At 72.3% G+C, this 24053-nt stretch carries 23 protein-coding genes; 14 read left to right on the top strand and 9 right to left on the bottom strand.

Annotation, left to right across the window (positions count from 1 at the left end):
* Positions 1–157 precede the first annotated feature (157 nt).
* Positions 158–784: a TetR/AcrR family transcriptional regulator gene (locus ACIPK4_RS05310; RefSeq protein WP_054223651.1), complete on the top strand. Its 627-nt coding sequence runs from the start codon at positions 158–160 to the stop codon at positions 782–784.
* A 116-nt stretch (positions 785–900) separates the two neighbouring features.
* Here the strand turns inward: ACIPK4_RS05310 and ACIPK4_RS05305 are convergent, their stop codons facing one another.
* The 4 genes from ACIPK4_RS05305 to ACIPK4_RS05290 form a co-directional block, all read right to left on the bottom strand.
* A complete protein-coding gene (locus tag ACIPK4_RS05305) occupies positions 901–2601 on the bottom strand; it encodes a methylmalonyl-CoA mutase (RefSeq protein WP_402309403.1) in 1701 nt (566 codons plus the stop codon).
* A gap of 96 nt (positions 2602–2697) precedes the next feature.
* Positions 2698–3033, bottom strand: a complete 336-nt coding sequence (locus ACIPK4_RS05300; protein WP_402309401.1) for a DUF3817 domain-containing protein — start codon at positions 3031–3033, stop codon at positions 2698–2700.
* Positions 3034–3106: 73 nt separating this feature from the next.
* Positions 3107–3616, bottom strand: coding sequence for a MarR family winged helix-turn-helix transcriptional regulator (locus tag ACIPK4_RS05295; RefSeq protein WP_054223644.1), 510 nt, complete (start codon positions 3614–3616; stop codon positions 3107–3109).
* 43 nt (positions 3617–3659) lie between these two features.
* Positions 3660–4934 carry an MFS transporter gene (locus tag ACIPK4_RS05290; RefSeq protein WP_402309400.1) on the bottom strand — a complete coding sequence of 425 codons (1275 nt, stop codon included), beginning with the start codon at positions 4932–4934 and terminating at the stop codon, positions 3660–3662.
* Between the two features lie 547 nt (positions 4935–5481).
* On the opposite strand from ACIPK4_RS05290, the gene ACIPK4_RS05285 reads away from it, so the two are divergent.
* A complete protein-coding gene (locus ACIPK4_RS05285; protein WP_402309399.1) occupies positions 5482–6477 on the top strand; it encodes a DUF5937 family protein in 996 nt (331 codons plus the stop codon).
* 304 nt (positions 6478–6781) lie between these two features.
* Here ACIPK4_RS05285 and ACIPK4_RS05280 read toward each other — a convergent pair whose 3' ends face one another.
* Both ACIPK4_RS05280 and ACIPK4_RS05275 read right to left on the bottom strand, forming a co-directional pair.
* Complete coding sequence (locus ACIPK4_RS05280) at positions 6782–7072, bottom strand: MTH1187 family thiamine-binding protein (RefSeq protein WP_099889415.1); 291 nt, start codon at positions 7070–7072, stop codon at positions 6782–6784.
* Complete coding sequence (locus ACIPK4_RS05275) at positions 7069–7419, bottom strand: DUF3817 domain-containing protein (RefSeq protein ID WP_048476375.1); 351 nt, start codon at positions 7417–7419, stop codon at positions 7069–7071. Before ACIPK4_RS05275 ends, ACIPK4_RS05280 begins: the two co-directional genes overlap by 4 nt.
* Before the next feature lie 163 nt (positions 7420–7582).
* Between ACIPK4_RS05275 and ACIPK4_RS05270 the strand changes: the two genes are divergently transcribed.
* The 5 genes from ACIPK4_RS05270 to ACIPK4_RS05250 all read left to right on the top strand — a co-directional run bounded on the left by ACIPK4_RS05270 (position 7583) and on the right by ACIPK4_RS05250 (position 10589).
* On the top strand, positions 7583–8221 hold the full coding sequence (locus ACIPK4_RS05270) for an AIM24 family protein (protein ID WP_054224722.1): 639 nt from the start codon (positions 7583–7585) through the stop codon (positions 8219–8221).
* Positions 8221–8871, top strand: a complete 651-nt coding sequence (locus ACIPK4_RS05265; protein ID WP_402309398.1) for an AIM24 family protein — start codon at positions 8221–8223, stop codon at positions 8869–8871. Before ACIPK4_RS05270 ends, ACIPK4_RS05265 begins: the two co-directional genes overlap by 1 nt.
* Complete coding sequence (locus ACIPK4_RS05260; protein WP_402309396.1) at positions 8868–9698, top strand: AIM24 family protein; 831 nt, start codon at positions 8868–8870, stop codon at positions 9696–9698. The genes ACIPK4_RS05265 and ACIPK4_RS05260 overlap by 4 nt, the downstream gene beginning before the upstream one ends.
* A gap of 62 nt (positions 9699–9760) precedes the next feature.
* Positions 9761–10264, top strand: a complete 504-nt coding sequence (locus tag ACIPK4_RS05255; RefSeq protein WP_402309722.1) for a MarR family winged helix-turn-helix transcriptional regulator — start codon at positions 9761–9763, stop codon at positions 10262–10264.
* A gap of 250 nt (positions 10265–10514) precedes the next feature.
* Positions 10515–10589, top strand: a complete 75-nt coding sequence (locus ACIPK4_RS05250) for a 50S ribosomal protein bL37 (protein WP_099895366.1) — start codon at positions 10515–10517, stop codon at positions 10587–10589.
* 70 nt (positions 10590–10659) lie between these two features.
* On the opposite strand, the gene meaB is transcribed toward ACIPK4_RS05250, so the two are convergent.
* Both meaB and ACIPK4_RS05240 read right to left on the bottom strand, forming a co-directional pair.
* The gene (gene meaB / locus ACIPK4_RS05245) at positions 10660–11619 is read right to left on the bottom strand and encodes a methylmalonyl Co-A mutase-associated GTPase MeaB (protein ID WP_054224719.1); all 960 of its coding nucleotides are present in this window, start codon (positions 11617–11619) and stop codon (positions 10660–10662) included.
* Positions 11620–11702: 83 nt separating this feature from the next.
* Complete coding sequence (locus ACIPK4_RS05240) at positions 11703–12899, bottom strand: acetyl-CoA C-acetyltransferase (RefSeq protein ID WP_054224718.1); 1197 nt, start codon at positions 12897–12899, stop codon at positions 11703–11705.
* Between the two features lie 137 nt (positions 12900–13036).
* Between ACIPK4_RS05240 and mce the strand changes: the two genes are divergently transcribed.
* The 7 genes from mce to ACIPK4_RS05205 all read left to right on the top strand — a co-directional run bounded on the left by mce (position 13037) and on the right by ACIPK4_RS05205 (position 23444).
* The gene (mce, locus tag ACIPK4_RS05235; protein WP_402309391.1) at positions 13037–13465 is read left to right on the top strand and encodes a methylmalonyl-CoA epimerase; all 429 of its coding nucleotides are present in this window, start codon (positions 13037–13039) and stop codon (positions 13463–13465) included.
* A gap of 193 nt (positions 13466–13658) precedes the next feature.
* Positions 13659–18194: a polarized growth protein Scy gene (gene scy / locus ACIPK4_RS05230; RefSeq protein WP_402309389.1), complete on the top strand. Its 4536-nt coding sequence runs from the start codon at positions 13659–13661 to the stop codon at positions 18192–18194.
* Between the two features lie 193 nt (positions 18195–18387).
* Complete coding sequence (locus ACIPK4_RS05225) at positions 18388–19326, top strand: cellulose-binding protein (protein ID WP_030153801.1); 939 nt, start codon at positions 18388–18390, stop codon at positions 19324–19326.
* A 137-nt stretch (positions 19327–19463) separates the two neighbouring features.
* The gene (locus ACIPK4_RS05220) at positions 19464–20465 is read left to right on the top strand and encodes an ABC transporter ATP-binding protein (RefSeq protein ID WP_402309387.1); all 1002 of its coding nucleotides are present in this window, start codon (positions 19464–19466) and stop codon (positions 20463–20465) included.
* 2 nt (positions 20466–20467) lie between these two features.
* Entirely contained in the window at positions 20468–21247 is a 780-nt protein-coding gene (locus tag ACIPK4_RS05215) for an ABC transporter permease subunit (RefSeq protein WP_376192421.1), read from the top strand.
* A gap of 212 nt (positions 21248–21459) precedes the next feature.
* On the top strand, positions 21460–22614 hold the full coding sequence (locus tag ACIPK4_RS05210; protein WP_402309385.1) for an ABC transporter ATP-binding protein: 1155 nt from the start codon (positions 21460–21462) through the stop codon (positions 22612–22614).
* Positions 22611–23444 (top strand): ABC transporter permease, encoded by an 834-nt coding sequence (locus ACIPK4_RS05205; RefSeq protein WP_402309384.1) that lies wholly within the window; start codon positions 22611–22613, stop codon positions 23442–23444. Before ACIPK4_RS05210 ends, ACIPK4_RS05205 begins: the two co-directional genes overlap by 4 nt.
* A gap of 44 nt (positions 23445–23488) precedes the next feature.
* Here the strand turns inward: ACIPK4_RS05205 and ACIPK4_RS05200 are convergent, their stop codons facing one another.
* Positions 23489–23836, bottom strand: a complete 348-nt coding sequence (locus tag ACIPK4_RS05200; RefSeq protein ID WP_054224713.1) for a hypothetical protein — start codon at positions 23834–23836, stop codon at positions 23489–23491.
* Positions 23837–24053: the final 217 nt, after the last annotated feature.

The following is a 24053-nucleotide window of genomic DNA, read 5'->3' as shown; positions in this document are numbered from 1 at the left end:
CGCCGGGTCCCCACCTGGCGCCGGTAGCTCTTCGCGTGGTTGTCGCTCTTACGCTACGAGCCGTAGCGTAACTCCCCGCACCCGTTCGCGCCCCGTGATCTCAACCACAGCATTGCGCGGGCCGCCGGTTCCGCTACTGACGGGTATGGTCTCGGCCATGCGCAACGCCAGCTCCCCGACCGGACGCACCGGCCGACCCCGCAGCGCCGCCGCGGACGCCGCGATCCTCGCCGCGACGCGGGACGCGCTGGTCGAGCTGGGCTGGTCGAAGCTGACGATGGGCGACGTCTCGACCCGGGCCGGGGTCGCCAAGACCACCCTCTACCGCCGCTGGGCGGGCAAGAACGAGCTCGTCGTGGACGCCGTCGCGGAGCTCTTCGACTCCCTCGAACTCCCCGACCGCGGCTCCCTCGAAGCCGACATAGAGGATGTGGTCCTCCAGTTCGCGGCGCTGCTGCGGCGCCCGGAGGCCCGTACGGCCCTGATGGCGGTCGTCGCCGAGTCCACCCGGGACGAGGCCCTGCGCGACCGGATCCGGTCGGCGATCGTGGACCGGCAGAAACGTCTCGTCGTACTGGGCCGCGAACGGGCCCAGGCCCGCGGCGAACTCCCGTACGAGGAGGACGAGGAGCTGGCCTGCCGGACCACCGACCTGATCTTCGACGTGATCGCGGGCACGGTGGTCCACCGGGCGCTGGTCAGCGCGGAGCCGGTGGACGAACTCTGGGTGGCCACGTTCACGGCCCTGCTGATGCACGGCCTCCAGGGCCCGGCCCCCGGCTGACGCGGGCCCGCGGGAAAAGGCCCGCGGGAAAAACGGATCGGCCGGCCGCGACCGCCCCGTCGGGGGCTGCCACGGCCGGCCTGAATCCGGAGGAAGTGCCCTCTTCGGGACACGGCCTAGAAGCCGGGCGGCTCCGTGTAGACGCCCCACTCGTCGCGCAGCACATTGCAGATCTCGCCGAGCGTGGCCTCGGCGCGCACCGCGTCGAGCATCGCCGGGATCATGTTCGACCCGTCGCGGGCGGCGGCCAGCATCGCGTCCAGCGAGGACTTCACCCTCGCGTCGTCGCGCCGCTCCTTGCGCGCGGCCAGGTGCTCCACCTGTACGCGCTCCACCTCGTGGCTGACGCGCAGGATCTCCAGGTCCCCGGTCACGGAACCGTGGTGCACGTTGACGCCGACGACCCGCTTGTCGCCCTTCTCCAGGGAGCGCTGGTACTGGAAGGCCGACTCGGCGATCTCGCCGGTGAACCAGCCGTCCTCGATGCCGCGCAGGATGCCCGAGGTGATCGGCCCGATCGGGTGCTGACCGTCCGGGTGGGCGCGCAGGCCGCGCTCCTTGATCTGGTCGAAGATCTTCTCGGCGTCGGCCTCGATGCGGTCGGTGAGCTGCTCCACGTACCAGGAACCGCCCAGCGGGTCGGCCACGTTGGCCACCCCGGTCTCCTCCATCAGGACCTGCTGCGTGCGCAGCGCGATCTCGGCCGCCTGCTCGCTGGGCAGCGCGAGGGTCTCGTCGAGGGCGTTGGTGTGCAGCGAGTTGGTGCCGCCGAGGACGGCCGCGAGGGCCTCGACGGCAGTGCGGACGACGTTGTTGTAGGGCTGCTGCGCGGTCAGCGAGACACCGGCCGTCTGGGTGTGGAAGCGCAGCCACATCGACTTCTCGTTCTGCGCCCCGTACACCTCCTTCATCCAGCGGGCCCAGATCCGGCGGGCGGCGCGGAACTTTGCGATCTCCTCGAAGAAGTCGAGGTGCGCGTCGAAGAAGAAGGAGAGGCCCGACGCGAAGTGGTCCACGTCCAGCCCGCGGGACAGGCCCAGCTCCACGTACCCGAACCCGTCGGCGAGGGTGTACGCGAGCTCCTGCGCGGCCGTCGCCCCGGCCTCGCGGATGTGGTAGCCCGAGACGGACAGCGGCTTGTACGCCGGGATGCCCTTCGCGCAGTACTCCATGAGGTCGCCGATGAGGCGCAGGTGCGGCTCGGGTTCGAAGAGCCACTCCTTCTGGGCGATGTACTCCTTGAAGATGTCCGTCTGGAGCGTGCCGTTGAGGACGGCCGGGTCCACGCCCTGCCGTTCGGCGGCGACCAGGTACATGCAGAAGGCGGGAACGGCCGGCCCCGAGATCGTCATCGAGGTGGTCACGTCGCCCAGCGGGATGTCCTTGAACAGGACTTCCATGTCGGCGGCGGAGTCTATGGCGACGCCGCAGTGGCCGACCTCGCCGAGGGAGCGCGGGTCGTCGGAGTCGCGTCCCATCAAGGTCGGCATGTCGAAGGCCACGGAGAGCCCGCCGCCGCCGGCGGCCAGGATCATCTTGTAGCGCTCGTTGGTCTGCTCGGCGTTGCCGAAGCCGGCGAACTGACGGATGGTCCAGGTCCGGCCGCGGTACCCGGTGGCGTGCAGGCCGCGGGTGTACGGGTACTCCCCCGGCCATCCGATGCGTTCGAATCCCTCGTACGCGTCACCGGGCCGGGGGCCGTAGACGGGATCGACGTCATCCCCGGAGAGCGTGGTGAAGTCGGCCTCGCGCTTGCGGGCCTTGTCATAACGGGCCTGCCAGCGGCGGCGGCCCTCCTCGATGGCGTCTGCGTCCATACCCACGAATTTACTAGGACGTCCTAGTAAATGTCGATGGGAAACCCCGGGGAGTCTCCCCGGGGTTCCTCGGGACGGTCCGGCTCAGGCGTCGCTCTAGGCGTCGACGGTGGCCGCGGCCCCGGCGTCGGCGACGAGCGGCTCGACCTCGGCGCGGACTCCGCGCTCCACGAAGAAGGCGGCCAGCGGGATCGTGCCGGAGACGAGCACCCAGAGCAGCTTCGGGAACGGCCACCGGGCCTTGGAGCCCAGGTCGAAGGCGAACACCAGGTAGATCATGAACAGCACGCCGTGGATCTGCGAGACCGCCAGGGTCAGGTCGGCGCCGGTGTCGAAGCCGTACTTGAAAACCATGCAGGTGCAGAGGATCAACAGCATGACCGCGGTCAGGTAGGCCATGACGCGGTAGCGGGTCAGCACGCTTCGTTTCATGCACACGAGCGTAACCATCCGTTTTGCGCGATCTTGACGGGGGCCCGCGGGTGGCGGCGGGCGCTGCCCCCGGCTACTGCTCCTCGAAGTCCGCCGCGGCGACCCGCAGCGGGCGCAGCAGCGCGAAGATCTCCTGGCACTCCTCGGCGTCGTACGCGCGGAGCCCGAAGTCGATCGCCATCAGGTCCTTCGTCGCCGCCTCGACGACCTCGCGGCCCTTGTCCGTGATGGACGCGAGCGTGCCGCGGCCGTCGTTCGGGTTCGGCCGCTTGGCGACGAGCCCGGAGCGCACCAGCCGGTCCACCGTGTTCGTCACCGACGTCGGGTGGACCATCAGCCTCTCGCCGATCTTCGACATCGGCAGCTCGCCGGCCTTGGAGAAGGTGAGCAGGACCAGCGCCTCGTAGCGGGCGAAGGTCAGACCGTACGGCTTGACCACGGCGTCGACCTCGCCGAGCAGGATCTGCTGCGCGCGCATGATCGAGGTGATGGCTGCCATCGAGGGCACCGGTCCCCAGCGGCGCTGCCAGAGCTCGTCGGCGCGGGCGATGGGGTCGAAGGGGAGGCTGAGCGGCTTGGACACGCATCCGACCCTACCGGGCGGTCATTTGGTGGCGGGGCCCGTCTCATTCTTCGGTCGGCGGCCGGCGGCGGGCGGCGGACGGCACAGGGGGCAGGGGGCAGGGGGCCGCGGACTTCAGTTCGGCGAGGAGGAGCAGGACCACCGTCGTGCCGAGCACCGCGGCGCCGGTGACGACCAGGTGCACCGGCGCGAACTCGGCGGCGAGCCCGGCCAGGGCCATGCCGACGCCCTGGAGGGTCATCAGGCCGGTGCTGAGCAGGGTCATCGCCCGGCCGCGCAGCTCGCCGGGGACGGCCTCGACGTACCACTGGTCGAGACCGAGGGTGTAGGCGTGCGCCAGACCGGCGAGCAGCAGGGCGACGAGGACGGCCGCCACCCCGGGCCGGGCGGCGTACACGAGCAGCGGCAGCATCCCGGCGGCCGCGAGCGGGGCGACGAGCCGGGACCGGGTACGGGGGCCGAGTGCCGAGCCGGCCCACAGTTCACCCGCGATGGTGCCGACGGGCAGGGCGCACATCATCACCCCCAGCGCGACGGTCCCGGCGCCGATGCCGTCGGCGTACGGGGCGAGCAGCGCCTCGGGGGCGATGACGAAGACGGGCGGCAGCCAGAACAGCAGGGTGAGCGCGCGCAGCCGGCGGTCACCGAGGACGGCGCGCAGCCCGGCGAGCGGGGAGGTGCGTGCGGCGGCGGCCCGGGCGGGCCGGGCCGCCGTGCCGAAGCGCAGCAGCAGGGCCGAGCAGAGGAACCCGGCTGCGGTCAGGGCGATGGCCGCGCGCGGGGCGAGGACGGTGAGCAGCAGTCCGCCGAGCCCGAAGCCGATGAGCTGGGCGCTCTGGGCCACCATGCGCATCAGCGAGCGGCCGAGGACGAAGACGTCGCCGGGGCCGAGGATGTCGGCGAGGGAGGCGTTGCGGGTTCCCTGGAACAGCGGGGCGACGAAGGCCATCGCGCAGCGCAGGATGAGGAGCCCGGCGACGGGGGTGCCGGGCAGGACCATGGCCGCGGCGCAGGCGGCGCAGACGAGGTCGCAGCCGACGAGGACCCGGCGGGCGGGCCGGCGGTCGGCGACCCCGGCGAGGAGGGTCCCGCCGAGTGCGTATGGGAGGAAGCCGAGGGCGAAGGTGAGCGCGCTCATCAGGGGCGAGCCGGTGGCGCGGAAGACGAGGACGGTGAGGGCGATCTCGGCGACGACGAGGCCGAGGACGGACAGCAGGTGGGCGGCGAAGACGGCCCGGAACTCCCGGACCCGGAAGACGGAGCGGTAACCGCCGCCGGGACCGGCCGGGGCGGAGACGGCCTGAGGCGCACTGGACATGCGGACACCCTGCGGGGCTACGGTGACCGAACGGCAGTGATTCGCCCTGCACCGAATCACTCCCGCGGCGACGGCGCGGCGGACGGCTGCACGCCGGACGGCGACGCGGCCAGGCCCAACGCGGCGGACGGCTGCACGTCGGCAGTGCTGCGCCGGCGCGGCAGCGCGGTCACGCGGCGCCGAGCGGCGCGGCGGCGCAGGCACGGCCGACGCTGGCGGACGGCTGCATGTCCTCTGCGGGGCCGGCGCGGCAGCGCGGTCACGCGGCGCGCGCCGGTGCGAACCCGGCCGACTCTGGCGGACGGCTGCACGTCGGCAGTGCTGCGCCGGCGCGGCAGCGTGGTCACGCGGCGCGGCGGCGCGGCGGCGCGGGCACGGTCGGCGCGGCAGCGGCGGCGCGGCTCAGGCGGCGGGCGGCGGGCGGTTGCGGCGTTGGTGGGCCGGCGTGGTGGGGCGGGCATGCGGCGTGCCGGGGTGGGGGCTCGGCGCCTGGTGGGGTGGGGTCGCCGGGGCAGGGGGCGGGTGGATCGGTGACAGGAGGATGCGGGTGGCGTTCCACTTTCGGTTCGGGGACGGGGACCTGCTGCGGTGCCGGTTCTCGGTCTCGCCGCGCTGGGAGACGCAGGAGGCGGTGCGGACCCTGTTGCAGCCGGACCGGCAGGCGTACCACCTGCCCTGGCTGCGGCAGATCCGGGCGGCCGCCGCCGGGCTGGACCTGCGGCCGTTGTGGCTGCTGATGCCGCGGGCCGGCCACAACCCGGACTTCCTGAGCCCGCCGCCGGCCGGTCCGTCCGTCACCTTCGAGGAGGAGGTGGCGCGGGTCCGGTCCGCGGCCGCCGATCCGGAGGCGGTGCGGGAGGACCTGCGGCGCGCGCTCCTGTGCACCCCGGGCGCCGCGGGGAGCGACCTCGGGCGGCGGATGCTCGCGGATCCGGCCCGGGCGGTACGGGAGCTGGCCGATCTGTACGAGCAGGCCTGGGCCGCGCTGGTCGCCCCGCACTGGCCGCGGCTGCGCGCCCTGCTGGAGGCGGACGTGCTCTTCCACTCGCGGCGGCTGGCGGCGGGCGGCCTGGAGGCGCTGTTCGAGGGCCTCCACCCGGATCTGCGGTGGTCGGACGGGACGCTCACGATCGACCGCCGCAACCACCATGACCGCTCCCTGGACGGGCAGGGCCTGCTCCTGATGCCGAGCGCGTTCGTGTGGCCCGAGGTGGTCGGCGGGTACGACCCGCCCTGGCAGCCGACGCTGGTGTACCCGGCGCGCGGCATCGGCGCGCTGTGGACGGCGGCGACGCCGGGTGCCACCCCGCGGGCGCTGGCGCGGCTGCTGGGCCGGGGCCGGGCGGACGTGCTGTGCGCGCTCGACGAGCCGGCCTCCACGACCGATCTGGCCCGCCGGCTCGGTCTGGCGCCGGCCACGGTCTCGGCCCACCTGAAGGCCCTGCACGGGGCGGGCCTGCTGATCTCGGCCCGCCACGGCCATCGGATCCTGTACGAGCGCACCCCGCTCGCCATCGCCCTGACGACGGGTCAACCGCCGTAGCCCCCCGGCCGCGCCGCAGCGCCGCAGGACGGACCCGTCTCCCCTCATGCCACGGTGCGCCGGTCTGCGACTGCGCACTCCCGCGCACCGACCCGTCAAAACGTCATATCGGTGACCCGCGCCGCGACGGCTGCCCGCGAAAGCCCGGCCGCTGCGCGGGGGCCCGGTGCCGCGAGGAGGGCGGCGCGCATTCGGGTGCGGAGCTCCTCGCCCGACGGTCGAACGGGCTCCGCCGAACGGGGGTTCCGCGCGGCCGTCCCCGGACAGGGCCGGACAGGGCCGTCCGGGGACGGCCGGGGCCGGATCAGGCCAGGTGCCGCTCCACCGTCTCGACCTTCGACGTCAGCCCGTCGGCCACCCCGGGGCGGATGTCGGCCTTGAGGACCAGCGACACCCGCGGCGCCCGCTCCTCCACGGCCGCCACCGCGCGCTTGACCACGTCCATCACCTCGTCCCACTCCCCCTCGACCGAGGTGAACATGGCGTCCGTGCGGTTCGGCAGCCCCGACTCCCGTACGACGCGCACCGCGTCGGCCACGTACTCGCCGACCTCTTCACCGACCCCCAGCGGGGTCACCGAGAACGCGACGATCATGCGGCGTTCGCCGCCTCGCGCCGGGCGCGGGCCGCCATCACGCTGTCGGCCTCCTCGCGCTTGAGCAGCTTGTCGCCGTACAGGCCGCCGAACGGCAGCAGCGCCAGCAGGAAGAACAGGGCGACCCTCTTGACCGGCCACTTCGCCTTGTTCCACACGTCCAGCAGGAAGACCGCGTAGATGACGAACAGGATCCCGTGCAGGATGCCGAGCGGCATCATCAGGTAGTCGATGTCGGAGATCCGGCTCAGCACCGATCCGAAGATCAGCAGGGCCGGGAACGACAGGGCCTCCGGGACGGAGATGAGGCGCAGCCGGTGCAGGGCGGAGGCGGTCTTGATGTCCACGTGTCAGCCTTCGGGGTGGTGGCCTGGGGGTCCGTCCCAGTGTCTCAGCCGCTTTGCGGGATCTTGACCGGGGGTGTCCGCGACGGTGTGGGAGAGGCCGCAGTCGCCGGATATCGGCCACCGGGCTCTGTTCGCCCCCGCCCGCTGCCGATAACGTCATCCCGTGGCTCAGTTCCGACTCCAAGGCAGCAAGGTGCTCGCCGTCGACCTGACCGGGGATGCCGTGAAAGCGAAGAACGGCTCCATGGTGGCGTACGACGGCCAGATGGCCTTCAAGAAGATGACCGGCGGCGGCGAAGGCCTGCGCGGCATGGTGACCCGTCGGCTGACGGGTGAACAGATGACCGTGATGGAAGTGCAGGGCCACGGCACCTGCTTCTTCGCCGACCGCGCGAGCGAGATCAATCTGGTCAACCTGCGCGGCGAGAAGCTGTACGTGGAGTCCAGCAACCTCCTGTGCACCGACGCCGGCCTGCGCACCGGCACCACCTTCACCGGCCTGCGCGGCGGGGCGACGGGCAACGGCCTGTTCACCACGACCGTCGAGGGCAACGGGCAGGCGGCGATCATGTCCGACGGCCCGGCGGTGGTGCTGCGCGTCAGCGCCCAGTACCCGCTCTCGGTCGACCCGGGGGCGTACATCGCGCACACCGGCAACCTCCAGCAGTCCTTCCAGTCGGGGGTCACCTTCCGCACCCTGATCGGCGAGGGCTCGGGCGAGGCGTTCCAGATCCGCTTCGAGGGCGAGGGCCTGGTCTACGTGCAGCCCAGCGAGCGCAACACCATCGGGGGCGACATCTGATGCCGTTCCGCGAGATCAACTCGAAGATGGTCGAGGCCCAGGTGATCCCGGGGCAGAGGATGTACAGCCAGCGCGGCGCGATGCTCGCGTACCGCGGCGAGGTCTCCTTCACCCCGAGCCTGACGGGCGGTCAGGGCGGGGTGATGGGCATGATCGGGCGCCGGGTGGCGAACGAGCAGACCCCGCTGATGTCGGTCGAGGGCAGCGGCACCGTGATGTTCGGTCACGGCGGCCACCACATCCAGGTGATCAACCTGACCGGCGAGACCCTGTACGTGGAGGCCGACCGGCTGCTCGCCTTCGACGGCACCCTCCAGCAGGGCACGATGTTCATGGGCTCGCAAGGCGGTGTCATGGGCATGGTCCGCGGCCAGGTGACCGGCCAGGGCCTGTTCACCACCACCCTCAAGGGGCACGGCTCGGTCGCCGTGATGGCCCACGGCGGGGTCATCGAGCTCCCCATCACCCCGAACCGGCCGGTCCACGTCGACCCGCAGGCGTACGTGGCCCACCACGGGGACGTCAGGAACAAGCTCTCCACCGCGCTCGGCTGGCGGGACATGGTGGGGCGCGGCTCGGGCGAGGCGTTCCAGCTGGAGCTGTCGGGCCAGGGTGCCGTGTACGTGCAGGCGTCGGAGGAGAAGCTGTGAACTTTGGTCCCGTGACCGGCGGACCCGGCGGTCCGACGGTCTTCGACCCGCACACCCTGCCCTCCGACGACAACGTGAACGCGTACACCTTCTGCGTGGAGCTCAAGGGGAGCCAGTGGTTCCTGCAGAAGGGCAAGATGATCGCCTACTACGGGCGCATGGAGTTCAACGGCATCGGCAACGGCCGCTTCGACCGGCTCCTGCGCACGAGCTTCCACTCGCCGCTGCACGCCAGCGACTGGGTGGTGGCCGAGGGCCAGGGCAAGATGCTGCTGGCCGACCGTGCTTTCGACGTGAACTCGTACGACCTGGACAATGGGAACCTGACCATCCGGTCGGGCAACCTGCTGGCCTACCAGCCCTCGCTCGCCCTCAAGCAGTCGATCGTGCCGGGGTTCCTGACCCTGATCGGCACGGGGAAGTTCGTGGCGGCCTCCAACGGCCCGGTGGTGTTCATGGAGCCGCCGCTGCGGGTGGACCCGCAGGCGCTGGTGGGCTGGGCGGACTGCCCGTCCCCCTGCCACCACTACGACCACGGCTACATGTCCGGCGTCATCGGCGGGCTGCGCTCGCTGACGGGCATCGGCGGCAGCTCCGGCGAGGAGCACCAGTTCGAGTTCGTCGGGGCGGGAACGGTGCTGTTGCAGTCGTCGGAGATGCTGATGGCGGAGCAGGCGGTCGGGGGCGTCGGTGCCGGCGCGGAGTCGGCGGGTGTGCCCGGGGCCGGGTACGGCGGCGGACACGGGCAGCAGGGTCCGCTCGGGCAGCTGGGCGTGCCGCGGATGCCGGGGCAGCTGGGTGATCTCCAGCGGCGCCTCGGACTGTGATCTTCAGCTTTCCGTTTTTGTACGTAATTCAACTTCTTAGGTAGAGTTCACTCATGGAGACCATGGAGACCGAGACGGCCACCCTCCCCCAGACTCCGTCCGGGGGGACGCCCTGGCTGACCGACGCCGAGCAGTGCGCCTGGCGCACCCACCTGGACGTCAGCAGACTGCTGATGCACCAGCTGGAAAAGGATCTCCAGCCCTTCGGACTCACCAACAACGACTACGAGATCCTCGTGAACCTCTCGGAGTCCGCGGACCACCGGATGCGGATGAGCGACCTCGCCACGTCGACGCTCCAGTCCAAGAGCCGGCTGTCCCACCAGATCACCCGGATGGAGACGGCCGGCCTGGTCGTCCGCGTGAACTGCGAGTCCGACCGCCGGGGCCTGTACGCCGTACTCACCGACGAGGGCATGGAGCTCATGCGGAAGGTCGCCCCGCACCACGTGGCGTCCGTCCGCCGGCACTTCATCGACCTGCTGCCCCCGGAGGCCCTGACGGCGCTGCGCACCTCGCTGGAGCCGGTCGCGAACCACCTGCGCGACCAGCGCGGCAAGGCCTGACACCGCAGGCGGCATCCCCTCCGGGGTGCCGTCCCGCGCGGCGGCCGCGGCCGTGGTCCTGCCGGTCGGGGGGCCCGGCGGCGGCCGCCGTCGCACATCCGGCCGACGCGGCGCGGACGGCCCCCGCGGCCGCCCCGGCGCGCGCCTCCGCGGTTCTGGCGCGCGCCTCCGCGGTTCTGATGCGGACGGCAGCGGGCACCCCTAGACTGGCGAGCGCCCGGATTACCCCGATCTTCGAGGGAGTGGCGTCATGGCCAAGCGCGGCAACAAGAAGCGAGCACGCAAGAAGAAGAAGGCGAACCACGGCAAGCGTCCCAACGCCTGACCGTCCGCCCCGCAGACACACGAGAGCCGCGCCCCGCTGACCGGGGCGCGGCTCTCGCGTACGGTCGGCCCTACGCCTCGGTCAGCGTGGCCAGGAGAGTGTCCGCGGCCGCGTACGGGTCCAGCTCGCCGGCCGCGACGCGGGCCGCGAGGGCGTCCAGGTGCGCGTCCCCGCGCACGTCCGCCATCCGGGCCCGCAGCGCTGTCACGGCGATGGTCTCCACCTCGCGCGCGGCCCTGGCCGTACGGCGCTCGGCCAGCACCCCGCGCTCGTCCATCCACGCCCGGTGCTTCTCCAGGGCCTCGACCAGCTCGTCGATGCCCTGGCCGCGGGCCGCGACCGTCTTGACGATCGGCGGCCGCCAGTCGCCCGCGCCCCGGGACTCGCCCAGGCCCAGCATGTGGTTCAGCTCGCGGGCGGTCGCGTCCGCGCCGTCCCGGTCCGCCTTGTTCACCACGTACACGTCGCCGATCTCCAGGATGCCCGCCTTGGCGGCCTGGATGCCGTCGCCCATCCCGGGCGCCAGCAGCACCACGGAGGTGTCGGCCTGCGAGGCGATCTCCACCTCCGACTGGCCCACGCCCACGGTCTCGACCAGGATCACGTCGCAGCCGGCCGCGTCGAGCACCCGGATGGCCTGCGGCGCGGCCCAGGCCAGGCCGCCCAGGTGGCCGCGGGTGGCCATGGAGCGGATGTAGACCCCCGGGTCGGAGGCGTGGTCCGACATCCGTACCCGGTCGCCGAGCAGCGCACCGCCGGAGAACGGCGAGGACGGGTCGACGGCGAGGACGCCGACCCGCTTGCCGGCCTTGCGGTACGCGGAGACCAGCGCCGAGGTGGACGTGGACTTGCCGACGCCCGGGGATCCGGTCAGGCCCACCACGTACGCCCCGCCCGTCAGCGGGGCCAGGGCCGCCATCACCTCGCGCAGCTGCGGGGACGCCCCCTCGACCAGCGAGATCAGCCGGGCCACCGCTCTCGGCCTGCCGTCACGCGCCTGGGCCACCAGCTGGGGGACGTCCACCGTCATGCGTGCTGCGCTCCTCGGTTCTCGCTGTCGGTACGGCTTCGGGTACGGATACGGGGCGGTCCTGCCTCTTCGGACCGAGCCGCTCAGGGCACGCGGATGATCAGGGCGTCGCCCTGGCCGCCGCCACCGCACAGCGCGGCCGCGCCGACCCCGCCGCCACGGCGCTTGAGCTCCAGCGCCAGGTGCAGCACGACGCGGGCGCCGGACATGCCGATCGGGTGGCCCAGGGCAATGGCGCCACCGTTGACGTTCACCCTTTCCGGGGTGACGCCGAGGTCCTTCATTGACTGCACGGCGACCGCCGCGAAGGCCTCGTTGATCTCGATGAGGTCCAGGTCGGAGACCTCCAGGCCCTCCTTCGACAGGGCGTGCAGGATCGCGTTCGAGGGCTGCGACTGGAGGGAATTGTCCGGACCCGCCACGTTGCCGTGGGCGCCGATCTCTGCGATCCACTCCAGGCCCAGCTCCTCGGCCTTCGCCTTGCTCATCACGACGACGGCGGCGGCGCCGTCGCTGATCTGCGAGGAGGTGCCCGCGGTGATCGTGCCGTCCTTGGCGAAGGCGGGGCGCAGCTTGCCGAGGGACTCCACCGTGGTCTCCGGGCGGATGCCCTCGTCCTGGGAGAAGATCACCGGGTCGCCCTTGCGCTGCGGGATCTCGACCGGGGTGATCTCGGCCTCGAAGACGCCGTTCTTCTGCGCGGCGGCGGCCCGCTGGTGCGAGGCGGCGGCGAACTCGTCCTGCGGGGCGCGCTCGATGCCCAGGCGGGTGTTGTGCTTCTCGGTGGACTCGCCCATCGCGATGTTCTCGAAGGCGTCGGTGAGGCCGTCGTAGGCCATCGCGTCCAGCATCTCGATCGCGCCGTACTTGAATCCCTCTCGGGACTTCGGCAGCAGGTGCGGGGCGTTGGTCATGGACTCCTGGCCGCCGGCGACGACGACGTCGAACTCGCCGGCGCGGATCAGCTGGTCGGCGAGGGCGATCGCGTCGAGGCCGGAGAGGCACACCTTGTTGATGGTGAGCGCCGGGACGTTCATCGGGATGCCGGCCTTGACGGCGGCCTGGCGGGCGGGGATCTGGCCCGCGCCGGCCTGCAGCACCTGGCCCATGATCACGTATTGCACCTGGTCACCGGCGATGCCGGCCCGGTCCAGCGCGGACTTGATGGCGAAGCCGCCGAGGTCGGCGCCCGAGAAGGACTTCAGCGAGCCGAGCAGCCGCCCCATGGGCGTGCGGGCCCCGGCGACGATCACTGACGTGGTGTTGTTCGTTCCGGACATGGAGCACAGCCCCTTGAGGATGAGGAGTGAACGAGGGTTTACCTGAATGTACTGAGCGGTACCCGCGCCGTCACCGGGCAGTCGGTGTGATCGCTGGCACGTTGCGTGACCACCCTCCTCGGCGGTGCACTGGTCCCATGCTGACAAGAATCGACCACATCGGGATCGCCTGCTTCGACCTGGACAAGACCGTCGAGTTCTACCGTGCCACGTACGGCTTCGAGGTGTTCCACTCCGAGGTCAACGAGGAGCAGGGCGTCCTCGAGGCCATGCTCAAGATCAACGGGACCTCCGACGGCGGCGCCTCCTACCTCCAGCTCCTCGAACCCACCCGGGAGGACTCCGCGGTGGGCAAGTGGCTGGCCAAGAACGGCGAGGGCGTGCACCACATCGCCTTCGGCACCGAGGACGTCCTGGGCGACTCGGAGGCCATCCGCGGCAAGGGCGTCCGGGTCCTCTACGACCAGCCCCGCACGGGTTCGATGGGCTCCTCCATCACCTTCCTGCACCCCAAGGACTGCCACGGAGTCCTCACCGAACTGGTCACCTCCAACCCCGACCATTGATGGACCACTGATGGCCCGATTCCCCGGCCGGTAGAGTGGCCATGGCTCGGCCGGGGTTCGGTGCGGAGACGGGGTCGGGGCCTGTGACCCCTGCCCCGGTATCTGACACCATTCCCCCGGGGGCGTCGTTCAGCGGGCGAGCGATGCTCAATTGGGAGTGAGCTTGCGACCAGGGGACGGATGGGACCGCGCTGTGCGGGGCTACGAAAGCCAGGAGAGCCATCAGGCTGAAGCCGACCACCTCTCGCGCTTCGAAGCCGAGATGGAGCGGCTGAAGAAGGAGCGCGGGAAGGCCGTCCAGCACGCCGAAGACCTCGGCTACCAGGTCGAGGTGCTGCGCGCCAAGCTCCACGAGGTACGCCGCAACCTGGCGTCCCGGCCCGCCTACGACGGCGCGGACATGGGCTACCAGGCGGAGCAGCTGCTCCGCAACGCCCAGATCCAGGCCGACCAGATGCGCTCGGACGCCGAGCGCGAACTGCGCGACGCCCGGGCGCAGACCCAGCGCATCCTGCAGGAGCACGCCGAGCACCAGGCGCGCCTCCAGGCCGAGCTGCACGCCGAGGCCGTCAACCGCCGCCAGCGGCTGGACCAGGAGCTCAACGAGCGCCGCCAGACCGTCGAGGCGCACGTCAACGAGAACGTCGCCTGGGCCGAGCAGCTGCGCGCCCGTACCGAGGCCCAGGCCCGCCGGCTCATGGACGAGTCCCGCGCCGAGGCCGAGCAGGCCCTGAACGCCGCGCGCGCCGAGGCGGCGCGCGTCGCCGAGGAGACCCGGCGCCGGCTGGCCGCCGACGCCGAGGCCGCCCGTGCGGAGACCGAGGCGACCCTGCTGCGCGCCCGCAAGGAGGCCGAGCGGCTGCTGACCGCCGCCTCCGCGCAGGCCCAGGAGGCCACCGAGCACGCCGAGCGGCTGCGCAGCAGCACCACCGCCGAGGCCGAGCAGACCCGGCAGCAGACCCTCGACCTCGGCCGGGTGGCCGAGCAGCGGGTCCAGGAGGCCGACGGCGCCCTGCGCGCCGCGCGCGCCGAGGCCGAGAAGCTCCTCGCGGACGCCAAGGAGAGCGCGTCCCGGCAGCTGGCGTCGGCGGAGTCCGTCAACGAGCAGCGCACCCGCACCGCCAAGGAACAGGTCGCCCGGCTGGTCGGCGAGGCCACGAAGGAGGCCGAGGCCCTCAAGGCCGAGGCCGAGCAGACCCTCGCCGACGCCCGCGCCGGCGTCGAGCGGCTGCGCGCGGAGGCCGCGGAGCAGGCCCGCGCGGCGGCGGCCGAGGACACGGCCGCGCAGCTGGCGAAGGCCGCCCGCACGGCCGAGGACGTGCTGAACAAGGCCTCGGAGGACGCGCGGGCCACCACCCGTGCTGCGTCCGAGGAGGCTGAGCGGATCCGCCGCGAGGCCGAGGCCGAGGCGGAGCGGCTGCGCGCCCAGGCGGCGGCCACGGCCGACGAGCTCAAGGGCGCGGCGAAGGACGACACCGAGGAGTACCGGGCCCGGACCGTCGAACTCCAGGAGGAGGCCCGGCGGCTGCGCGGCGAGGCGGAGCAGCTGCGCGCCGAGGCCGTCGCCGAGGGCGAGCGGATCCGCGGCGAGGCGCGCCGCGAGGCGGTCCAGCAGATCGAGGAGGCGGCCCGGACCGCCGAGGAGCTGCTCGGCAAGGCCAAGTCGGACGCGGACGAACTGCGCGGCGGGGCCAGGGCCGAGAGCGAGCGGGTCCGCGCCGAGGCCGTCGAGCGGGCCACCACGCTGCGCAAGCAGGCCGAGGAGACGCTGGAGCGGACGCGCGCCGAGGCCGAGCGGCTGCGCGCCGAGGCCGAGGAACAGGCGGAGGCCGTCCGGGCCGAGGCCGACGCGGCGGCGCGTGCGCGGCGCGAGGAGACGGAAGAGGCCCTCGCGGCGAAGCGGGCGGAGGCCGACGAGGAGCTCGTCCGCCTGCACACGGAGGCCGAGGACCGGCTGGGCACGGCCGAGCAGACGCTGCGCGATGCGCGCGGGGCGGCGGAGGGCATCCGCCGGGAGACCGCCGAGGAGGCCGACCGGCTGCGCGCCGAGTCGGCGGAGCGGATCCGCGCCCTCCAGGCGCAGGCTGAGGCGGAGGCCGAGCAGCTGCGCACGGAGGCGGCGCAGGACGCCGGGCGGGTACGCGCGGAGGCCGAGCAGGTCGCCGTACGGCTGCGCAGCGAGGCGGAGTCCGAGGCGGAGCGGGTGCGTTCCGAGGCGCAGGAGACCGCGGACCGGCTGCGCGCGGAGGCGAAGGCCGCCGCCGAGCGGGTCGCCGCGGAGGCCGCGGAGGCGCTGGCCGCCGCGCAGGAGGAGGCCGCCCGGCGCCGCCGGGAGGCCGAGGAGACCCTGGCGTCGGCCCGGACGGACGCCGACAGCGAGCGGGCCCAGGCCCGCGAGCAGAGCGAGGAACTGCTGGCCGCGGCCCGCAAGCGCTCCGAGGAGGCGCAGGCCGAGGCGGCCCGCCTGACCGAGGAGGCGGAGCGGCGCGCCGCGGAGCTGGTGTCGGCGGCCGAGGCCACCGCCCAGCAGGTGCGGGACTCCGTCGCCGGTCTGCACGAGCAGGCCGAGGAGGAGATCGCCGGGCTGCGCAGCGCCGCCGAGCACGTGGCGGAGCGTACGAAGACGGAGGCCGAGGAGGAGGCTTCGCGGGTCCGCGCGGACGCCTACGCCGAGCGCGAGCGGGCCTCCGAGGACGCCAACCGGATCCGCAGCGAGGCGCGGGCCGAGACGGACGCGGCGAAGGCGCTGGCGGAGCGCACGGTCGGCGATGCGATCGCCGAGGCCGAGCAGCTGCGCAGTGACACCGCCGAGTACGCGCAGCGGGTGCGCACGGAGGCGACGGACGCGCTGGCCGCCGCCGAGCGCGACGCGTCCCGTACCCGGGCCGACGCCCGTGCCGATGCGAACCGGATCCGCGGCGAGGCGGCGGAGTCCCTGGAGTCCTCGCGTGCCGAGGGTGCCCGGATCGTCGCCGAGGCGACGGCGGAGGCCGAGCGGGTCACCGAGGAGACCCGGGCGGCGAACGCGGCGACCGTCGGCGAGGCCACCGCGGAGGCGGAGCGGATCACCGCCGAGGCGGCCGAGGCCGCGGAAGCCACCCGGACCGAGGCGGCGGGCACGCTGGACGAGGCCCGCGTGGAGGCGGGCCGGCTGCGCACGGAGGCCGCCGAGCAGGCGGACCGGCTCGTCACCGAGGCCGTGTCCGAGGCGGAGCGGCTCACCGAGGAGACGCGCGCCGCGAACGAGACCGCGGTCGGCGAGGCGACGGCGAAGGCCGAGCGGCTCACCCGGCAGGCGACCGACATGCTGGCGGCGGCGGAGCGCGACGCGACCCGGATCCTGGTCGACGCTCGCAACGAGGGCGACCGGCTGGTCGACGAGACGCGCGCGGCGAACGAGGCCACGGTCGGCGAGGCCGCGGCGGAGGCCGAGCGGCTGCGCCGGGAGGCGGCGCAGACCCTGGAGGACGCCCGTGCGGAGGGCGGCCGGATCATCGGCGAGGCCACCGCGGAGGCGGACCGGGTCACGGTCGCGGCGAACGAGACGCTGGCCGCTGCGGAGCGCGAGTCGGAGCAGACGCTCGACGAGGCGCGCGCGGAGGCGAACCGGCTGCGCAGCGAGGCCGCCGAGCAGGCGGACCGGCTCATCACGGAGGCGGCGTCCGAGGCGGACAAGCTCACCGAGCAGACCCGCAAGGACAACGAGCGCACGGTCGGCGAGGCGCAGGCCGAGGCCGAGCGGCTGCGCGCGGAGGCCTCGGAGGCCCTGGCGTCGGCGCAGGAGCACGCCTCCCGTACCCGTTCGGAGGCCGAGCGGGTCAAGGCCGAGGCGGCGAGGGAGGCGGAGCGCACCCGTACGGAGGCCCGCGAGGAGACCGAGCGGCTGCTGGACGAGGCCCGCGAGGAGGCCAACAAGCGGCGCAGCGAGGCCGCGGAGCAGGTGGACCGGCTCATCACCGAGGCCGCCACGGAGGCGGACCGGCTCACCGCCGACGCGCAGGCCCAGGCGCTGGCCGCCACGACGGCGGCCGAGGAGCAGGCCGACGCGATGGTCGACGCGGCCCGCAAGGAGGCCGCGCGGATCTCCTCGGAGGCGACCGTCGAGGGCAACTCCCTGGTGGAGAAGGCCCGTACGGACGCGGACGAGCTGCTGGTCGGCGCGCGCAGCGACGCGGCCGCCATAAGGGAGCGGGCGGAGGAGCTGCGCTCGCGCGTCGAAAGCGAGGTCGAGGAGCTGCACGAGCGGGCCCGCCGGGAGTCCGCCGAGCAGATGAAGTCGGCCGGCGAGCGCGTGGACAAGCTGGTGCGGGCGGCGACCGAGCAGAGCGTCGAGGCCGAGGCGAAGGCCAAGGCGCTGGTGTCGGACGCGAGCAGCGAGGCGAGCAAGGTCCGCATCGCGGCGGTGCGCAAGGCGGAGGCGCTGCTCAAGGAGGCCGAGCAGAAGAAGGCCGAGGTGGCCCGGGAGGCCGACAGGGCCCTCTCGGAGGCGAAGGCGGAGGCCGAGCGCCTCGTCGACGAGGGCCGCCGTGAGCTGGAGGTCCTGGTGCGCAGGCGCGAGGACATCCAGGCGGAGATCTCCCGTGTCCAGGACGTTCTTGAGGCGTTGGAATCATTCGAGGCGCCTTCGGGCGGCGGAAAGCCGGCGGTCGGCGGTCAGGGCGCGGGGGGCGTGAAGGCCGGAGCCGCTGCCGGCTCCACTCGTTCGGGTGGCAAGGCGTCGGAGGGCTAGCAATCGCTCAAGATGTGTGTTCCTGATGAAGGTTCAGCCGAACGGGTGACAAGCATTCTGTCGTCTTGCCACTCAAAAGGGGTGTCATTGTCCAGATCAAACGTGGATTGACTCGATGACACGCCGGTTCGGCGCCTAGGATTCTCCTAACACCTCACGTAGCACCTCATCGGTCTCATTCGACAGGAACCCCATGAGCGACACTTCCTCCCCCTTCGGCTTCGAGCTCGTGCGGCGTGGTTACGACCGCGGTCAGGTGGACGACCGCATTACCAAGCTGGTCTCCGACCGCGACAGCGCCCTTGGACGTATCAACTCTCTGGAAAAGCGGATCGAGGAGCTGCACCTCGAAACGCAGAACGCCCAGGCCCAGGTGAGCGACGCCGAGCCGTCGTACGCCGGCCTCGGTGCCCGGGTCGAGAAGATCCTGCGCCTGGCCGAGGAGGAGGCGAAGGACCTGCGCGAGGAGGCCCGTCGCGCGGCCGAGCAGCACCGTGAGCTCGCCGAGTCGGCTGCCCAGCAGGTGCGCAACGACGCCGAGTCGTTCGCGGCCGACCGCAAGTCGAAGGCGGAGGACGAGGGCGTCCGCATCGTCGAGAAGGCCAAGGGCGACGCCTCCACCCTGCGTGCCGAGGCCCAGAAGGACGCCGCCTCCAAGCGCGAGGAGGCCGACGCGCTGTTCGAGGAGACGCGCGCCAAGGCCGCCCAGGCCGCCGCGGACTTCGAGACCAACCTGGCCAAGCGCCGCGAGCAGTCCGAGCGCGACCTGGCCTCGCGTCAGGCGAAGGCCGAGAAGCGCCTCGCGGAGATCGAGCACCGCGCCGAGCAGCTGCGCCTGGAGGCCGAGAAGCTGCGCACGGACGCCGAACGCCGCGCCCGCCAGACGGTGGAGACCGCGCAGCGCCAGGCCGAGGACATCGTCGCCGACGCCAACGCCAAGGCGGACCGCATCCGCAGCGAGTCCGAGCGCGAGCTGGCCGCACTCACCAACCGCCGCGACTCGATCAACGCCCAGCTGACCAACGTCCGCGAGATGCTGGCGACGCTGACCGGCGCGGCCGTCGCGGCGGCCAACCCGATCGTCGACGACGAGCCGGTCACCCGCGGCGTTCCGGCGCAGCAGAGCCGCTAGTACGCACGGCAGTTCACCGGCCGTCGACCGGTCGGACCGCCGCCGTCTACCGGCTCGTGGACGAATGTCCTGCCCGAGGGCCCTATGTCACCCTTTTGAGGTGGCGTGGGGCCCTCGGGCGTTCTAGCGTGAACGCCATGATCGAGCTTGAGGGCCTTACGAAACGATTCGGCGCGAAGACCGCCGTGGACCACCTCAGCTTCCAGGTCAGACCGGGGGTGGTGACCGGCTTCCTCGGCCCCAACGGGGCGGGGAAGTCCACGACCATGCGCATGATGCTCGACCTCGACAACCCGACCAGCGGTACGGTCCGGATCGACGGCAAGCACTACCGGGACCTGCCGGAACCGCTGAAGCACATCGGGGCGCTGCTGGACGCCAAAGCCATGAACGGCGGCCGCAGCGCTTACAACAACCTTCTCTGCCTTGCCCAGTCGAACCGGATCCCGGAGAGCCGGGTCGCGGAGGTGCTGGATCTCGTCGGACTGACGCCCGTGGCGAAGAAGAAGTCGAAAGGATTTTCGCTGGGCATGGGCCAGCGGCTGGGAATCGCCTCCGCGCTGCTGGGCGACCCGGAGATCCTCATGTTCGACGAGCCCGTCAATGGTCTGGACCCGGAGGGAATTCTCTGGATCAGGAATCTTATGAAGGGGCTGGCGTCGGAAGGAAGGACGATCTTCGTCTCGTCCCACCTGATGAGCGAAATGGCGCTGACGGCAGACCATTTGATCGTCATCGGCCAGGGAAAGCTGTTGGCTGATATGTCCATGGCTGATTTCATTCACAAGAACTCGCGCAGCTACGTCCGGCTGCGCTCACCGCAGCAGGAGCGGCTCAAGGACGTCCTGCACGAAGCCGGGATCGACGCCATCAGCGTCCCGGCCACGGGCACGCTGGAGATCGACGGGGTGGCCGCGGAGCAGCTCGGCGAGCTGGCCGCCCAGCACCAGATCGTGCTGCACGAGCTCAGCCCGCAACGGGCTTCACTGGAGGAAGCGTTCATGCGCATGACGGCGGACTCCGTCGAGTACCACGCCCACGCACCGGGAGAACCGGGGCTACCCCCGGGACCCGGCCCGGCCGTCGACGCCCCCGCCTGGGGCGCCGGCTACGAGGCGACGCGCAAGGGCGGGCAGTGACCATGTCCTCCTTCCCCGCCGTTCTCCGGTCCGAGTGGACCAAGATCCGCACCGTCGCCTCCACGATCTGGACCCTGGTCGCGGCGCTGGTGGTCACGGTCGGCGTCAGCGCCGGCCTGTGCGCCGTCTTCAGCGCCACCTTCGACGACATGCCGAAGGAGCAGCAGATCACCTTCGACCCGACGCTGGCCAGCTTCGCGGGCATGACCCTCGGCCAGCTCGCCATGATCGTCTTCGGTGTGCTGGTGGTCGGCACCGAGTACAGCTCGGGCATGATCCGCACCTCGCTGGCCGCCGTGCCGCGCCGTGCGAACTTCCTGGCCGGCAAGCTCATCGTGGCCACCGGCCTCGCGCTGGCCGTGGGCCTCGTCACCAGCTTCCTGTCCTTCTTCCTGGGACAGGCCATCCTGGGCGACCGCAGCATCGGCATCGACGCGCCGAACGTGCTGCGCGCCGTGATCGGCGCCGGCCTCTACATGGCCATGATCGCGCTGTTCTCGATGGGCGTGGCGACGATCCTGCGCAGCTCGATGCTGTCCCTCGGCATCCTGATGCCGTTCTTCTTCCTGGTCTCGACGATCCTCGGGGCGGTCAGCGCCACCCGGAAGGTCGCCCAGTACTTCCCGGACCAGGCGGGCTCCAAGATCATGCAGGTGGTCCCGGGCGCGATGGACAGCGGCGAGGCCCCCTACGGCCCGTGGGGCGGCTTCGGGATCATGGCGCTGTGGGTACTGGCCTCGGTACTCGGGGGCTACCTGGTGCTGAAGAAGCGCGACGCCTGACGGACGCACGTGGGCGGACGTCCCTCCTGTGACGGACGTCACCCGGGGTGGACGTCCCTCCTGTGACGGACGCCCCCTGTACTACGGGTCATCCCGGGGTCGGAGTCAGGGACAGCTCAGGGATCCGGTCCGGGATGGAACCGTAGGCGACTCGATATCCTCTTAACCCTTACTCGGACGAAAGCCGTCCGGTCCTGGCAAGGGGCAGAGCAATGATCGAGGCAGTCGGCCTGACCAAGCGCTACGGCGCCAAGACCGCCGTCGACCAGCTGTCCTTCCAGGTCAGGCCGGGTCACGTGACGGGATTCCTGGGGCCCAACGGCTCCGGGAAGTCCACCACCATGCGCATGATCCTCGGCCTGGACCGGCCCACCGCCGGCACCGTGACGATCAACGGCGCGCCCTTCCGGCAGCTGGTCAACGCCCAGCGGCACGTCGGGGCCCTGCTCGACGCGAAGGCCGTGCACGGCGGCCGCCGGGCCCGCAGGCACCTGCTGTCCCTCGCCCAGCTCTCCGGCATCCCCGAGAAGCGGGTGGACGAGGTCCTGGCCGTCGTCGGCCTCCAGGACGTGGCCAAGCAGCGCACGAAGGGCTTCTCGCTCGGCATGGGGCAGCGGCTCGGCATCGCCGCCGCGCTCCTCGGCGACCCCCAGGTGCTGCTCTTCGACGAGCCGGTCAACGGGCTCGACCCCGAGGGCATCCTCTGGGTCCGCACCCTCATGCGCCGGCTCGCCGCCGAGGGCCGCACCGTGTTCGTCTCCTCGCACCTGATGAGCGAGATGGCGCTGACCGCCGACCACCTCATCGTGATCGGCCGCGGCCGACTGCTGGCCGACATGGGCACCCAGGAGTTCATCGCGCACAACTCGGCCGGATTCGCGCGGGTGCGCGTGGCCGCCGGGGGTGCCCACGGACGAAGTCCGGGGGGCGATCAAGATGGCCGGGATGCACTGGGCAAGGCCCTGACCGGAGCGGGCGGCCGGGTGCTCCAGGAGCCCGACGGGGCACTGCGCGTGACCGGCCTGGAGCTGCCCCGGATCTCCGACCTCGCGCACGAGGCCGGCGTACGGCTGTGGGAGCTGTCCCCGCACCGGGCCTCGCTGGAGGAGGCCTACATGCGGATGACCCAGCCCTCCGTGGAGTTCGGCTCCACCGAGGACCCGCGCAACGAACTCTGGGAACCGGATCCGCTGGCCCTGCCCGCCTGGGAGGAGGAGCTCCCCGCGCCCGAGGTGCCGCAGAGCGGCTTCTTCGCTCCCCCGCCGCCCGGCGCGGGCGGGCAGCCCTTCCTGATGCCCGCCAGCCCCGGCGAGCTCGCCGGCAGCGCGCAGACCACCCCGACGGACCCCCGCGAGGACACCCGATGACCGGCCCCACGAACACCGCGGACCAGCCGAAGAACTACAGCTCGCCCCTGCCGACGCCCCGCCCGCACCTCGGGCACGCCGTGGCCTCGGAGTGGACGAAGATGATCTCGGTGCGCTCCACCGTGTGGACGCTCGGCTCGATGGTGCTGCTCGTCGTCGGCATCGGGGTGCTGGCCGTCTCCGAGACCCGGACCACCGACTACCAGGAGGTGCCGCTCACGGCGCCCGCGCTGTTCGGGCTGCTGATCGGGCAGATCTCCGTGATGGTGCTCGGCGTCCTGACGATCACTTCCGAGTACGGCACCGGCATGATCCGTACGACGTTCACCGCCGCCCCCGACCGGGCCCGGGTGCTGACCGCGAAGTACCTCGTCTTCGCCGCCGTCGCGTTCCTGGCCGTCGCGGGCTCGGTGGCCGTGGTGGGGCTGTCCTCCGCGATCCTGCGCGGCGGCACCGCGTCCGGGCATCACGGCAGCGGTGAGTGGCTCCGCGCGCTGACCGGCTGCCTCTACGTCACCGTGCTGGGAGTGCTCGCACTGGCGGTCGGGGCGATGCTGCGGCACTCCGCCGGGGCGATCGCCGTGATGCTGGGCCTGGTCACGCTGCCGCCCGTGATAGGGGGCATGCTCAGCATGTGGGAGAGCATGGCCCCGCTCGGCCGCGCCATCCTGCGGTACAACGCCCCGGTCGCCCTGATGCAGCTGTTCGGCCTGCCGGACGCCGACACCGGGAGCGCGCCCGGCGGCGCCACCCAGCTGCTGCTGCTCCTGCTGGTGACGGGCGCAGCGGTGGCGGGCTCGTACGTGCTGGTCGGCCGCCGCGACGTCTGATCCCGCCTGATCCGCAAGACCGGCGCCGGTACCGAAGACCGGCTCTAGTACTTGGGGGCGTTCCTGGACCGCTGCACCCGCGAGGTGCGGCGGTCCTTCGCGTTCCAGCAGGCCTTGTGCCAGTGCCGGCGGTCGTCCACGCCGCCGTACTCCGGCCAGGCCACCAGGTGCGGGGTGCCCGAGGGGATCTCCTGGTCGCAGCCCGGGCAGCGGTAGCGCTTGCCCGCCGCGCTCGCGCCCGCGACGTGCCGGACCCTCCACTCCTCGCCCTGGTACTCCTCGGTCCGTTCCAGACCGAACCGGTCCAGGCCCCCCGAACCGGTGCCCGAGCCGGGTTCCGGACGATCGGCTGGATTCCCGCCGCCCCTGGGGCGGTTGTGGCGCGGTGACACGTATACCTCACGGATGGGCGGACGGCAGTGACTTTCTCCCAAGACTACGCGCAGCGAGGCCGGGTACCCGCAGGGTGGCTGACAGAGGCCGGCTGACGGAGCCGACGCCGACGCCGTGGCGTCGACTGGCCCGACTATCCCAATAACTTTCCTGTCAGGCCGTGCCTTTGGCACGTGTCAGACGTTGTTGCCAACAGAGGAAACCGGTCCACCTGGG

Origin of the sequence: Streptomyces sp. NPDC086989, assembly GCF_044745505.1 — a bacterium.
GTDB lineage: Bacteria > Actinomycetota > Actinomycetes > Streptomycetales > Streptomycetaceae > Streptomyces.
This window is presented reverse-complemented; position numbering and strand designations above follow the sequence as displayed.

What these genes read in the sequence shown, in the direction of transcription:
- meaB (WP_054224719.1), bottom strand. Translation starts at nt 11,619, where the DNA reads ATGACGGTGGACGTCCCCCAGCTGGTGGCCCAGGCGCGTGACGGCAGG.
- ACIPK4_RS05290 (WP_402309400.1), bottom strand. Translation starts at nt 4,934, where the DNA reads ATGTCCAGTGCGCCTCAGGCCGTCTCCGCCCCGGCCGGTCCCGGCGGC.
- ACIPK4_RS05300 (WP_402309401.1), bottom strand. Translation starts at nt 3,033, where the DNA reads ATGAAACGAAGCGTGCTGACCCGCTACCGCGTCATGGCCTACCTGACC.
- ACIPK4_RS05210 (WP_402309385.1), top strand. Translation starts at nt 21,460, where the DNA reads ATGATCGAGGCAGTCGGCCTGACCAAGCGCTACGGCGCCAAGACCGCC.
- ACIPK4_RS05240 (WP_054224718.1), bottom strand. Translation starts at nt 12,899, where the DNA reads ATGTCCGGAACGAACAACACCACGTCAGTGATCGTCGCCGGGGCCCGC.
- ACIPK4_RS05225 (WP_030153801.1), top strand. Translation starts at nt 18,388, where the DNA reads ATGAGCGACACTTCCTCCCCCTTCGGCTTCGAGCTCGTGCGGCGTGGT.
- ACIPK4_RS05310 (WP_054223651.1), top strand. Translation starts at nt 158, where the DNA reads ATGCGCAACGCCAGCTCCCCGACCGGACGCACCGGCCGACCCCGCAGC.
- ACIPK4_RS05280 (WP_099889415.1), bottom strand. Translation starts at nt 7,072, where the DNA reads ATGATCGTCGCGTTCTCGGTGACCCCGCTGGGGGTCGGTGAAGAGGTC.
- ACIPK4_RS05215 (WP_376192421.1), top strand. Translation starts at nt 20,468, where the DNA reads ATGTCCTCCTTCCCCGCCGTTCTCCGGTCCGAGTGGACCAAGATCCGC.
- ACIPK4_RS05205 (WP_402309384.1), top strand. Translation starts at nt 22,611, where the DNA reads ATGACCGGCCCCACGAACACCGCGGACCAGCCGAAGAACTACAGCTCG.
- mce (WP_402309391.1), top strand. Translation starts at nt 13,037, where the DNA reads ATGCTGACAAGAATCGACCACATCGGGATCGCCTGCTTCGACCTGGAC.
- ACIPK4_RS05220 (WP_402309387.1), top strand. Translation starts at nt 19,464, where the DNA reads ATGATCGAGCTTGAGGGCCTTACGAAACGATTCGGCGCGAAGACCGCC.
- ACIPK4_RS05305 (WP_402309403.1), bottom strand. Translation starts at nt 2,601, where the DNA reads ATGGACGCAGACGCCATCGAGGAGGGCCGCCGCCGCTGGCAGGCCCGT.
- ACIPK4_RS05265 (WP_402309398.1), top strand. Translation starts at nt 8,221, where the DNA reads ATGCCGTTCCGCGAGATCAACTCGAAGATGGTCGAGGCCCAGGTGATC.
- ACIPK4_RS05255 (WP_402309722.1), top strand. Translation starts at nt 9,761, where the DNA reads ATGGAGACCGAGACGGCCACCCTCCCCCAGACTCCGTCCGGGGGGACG.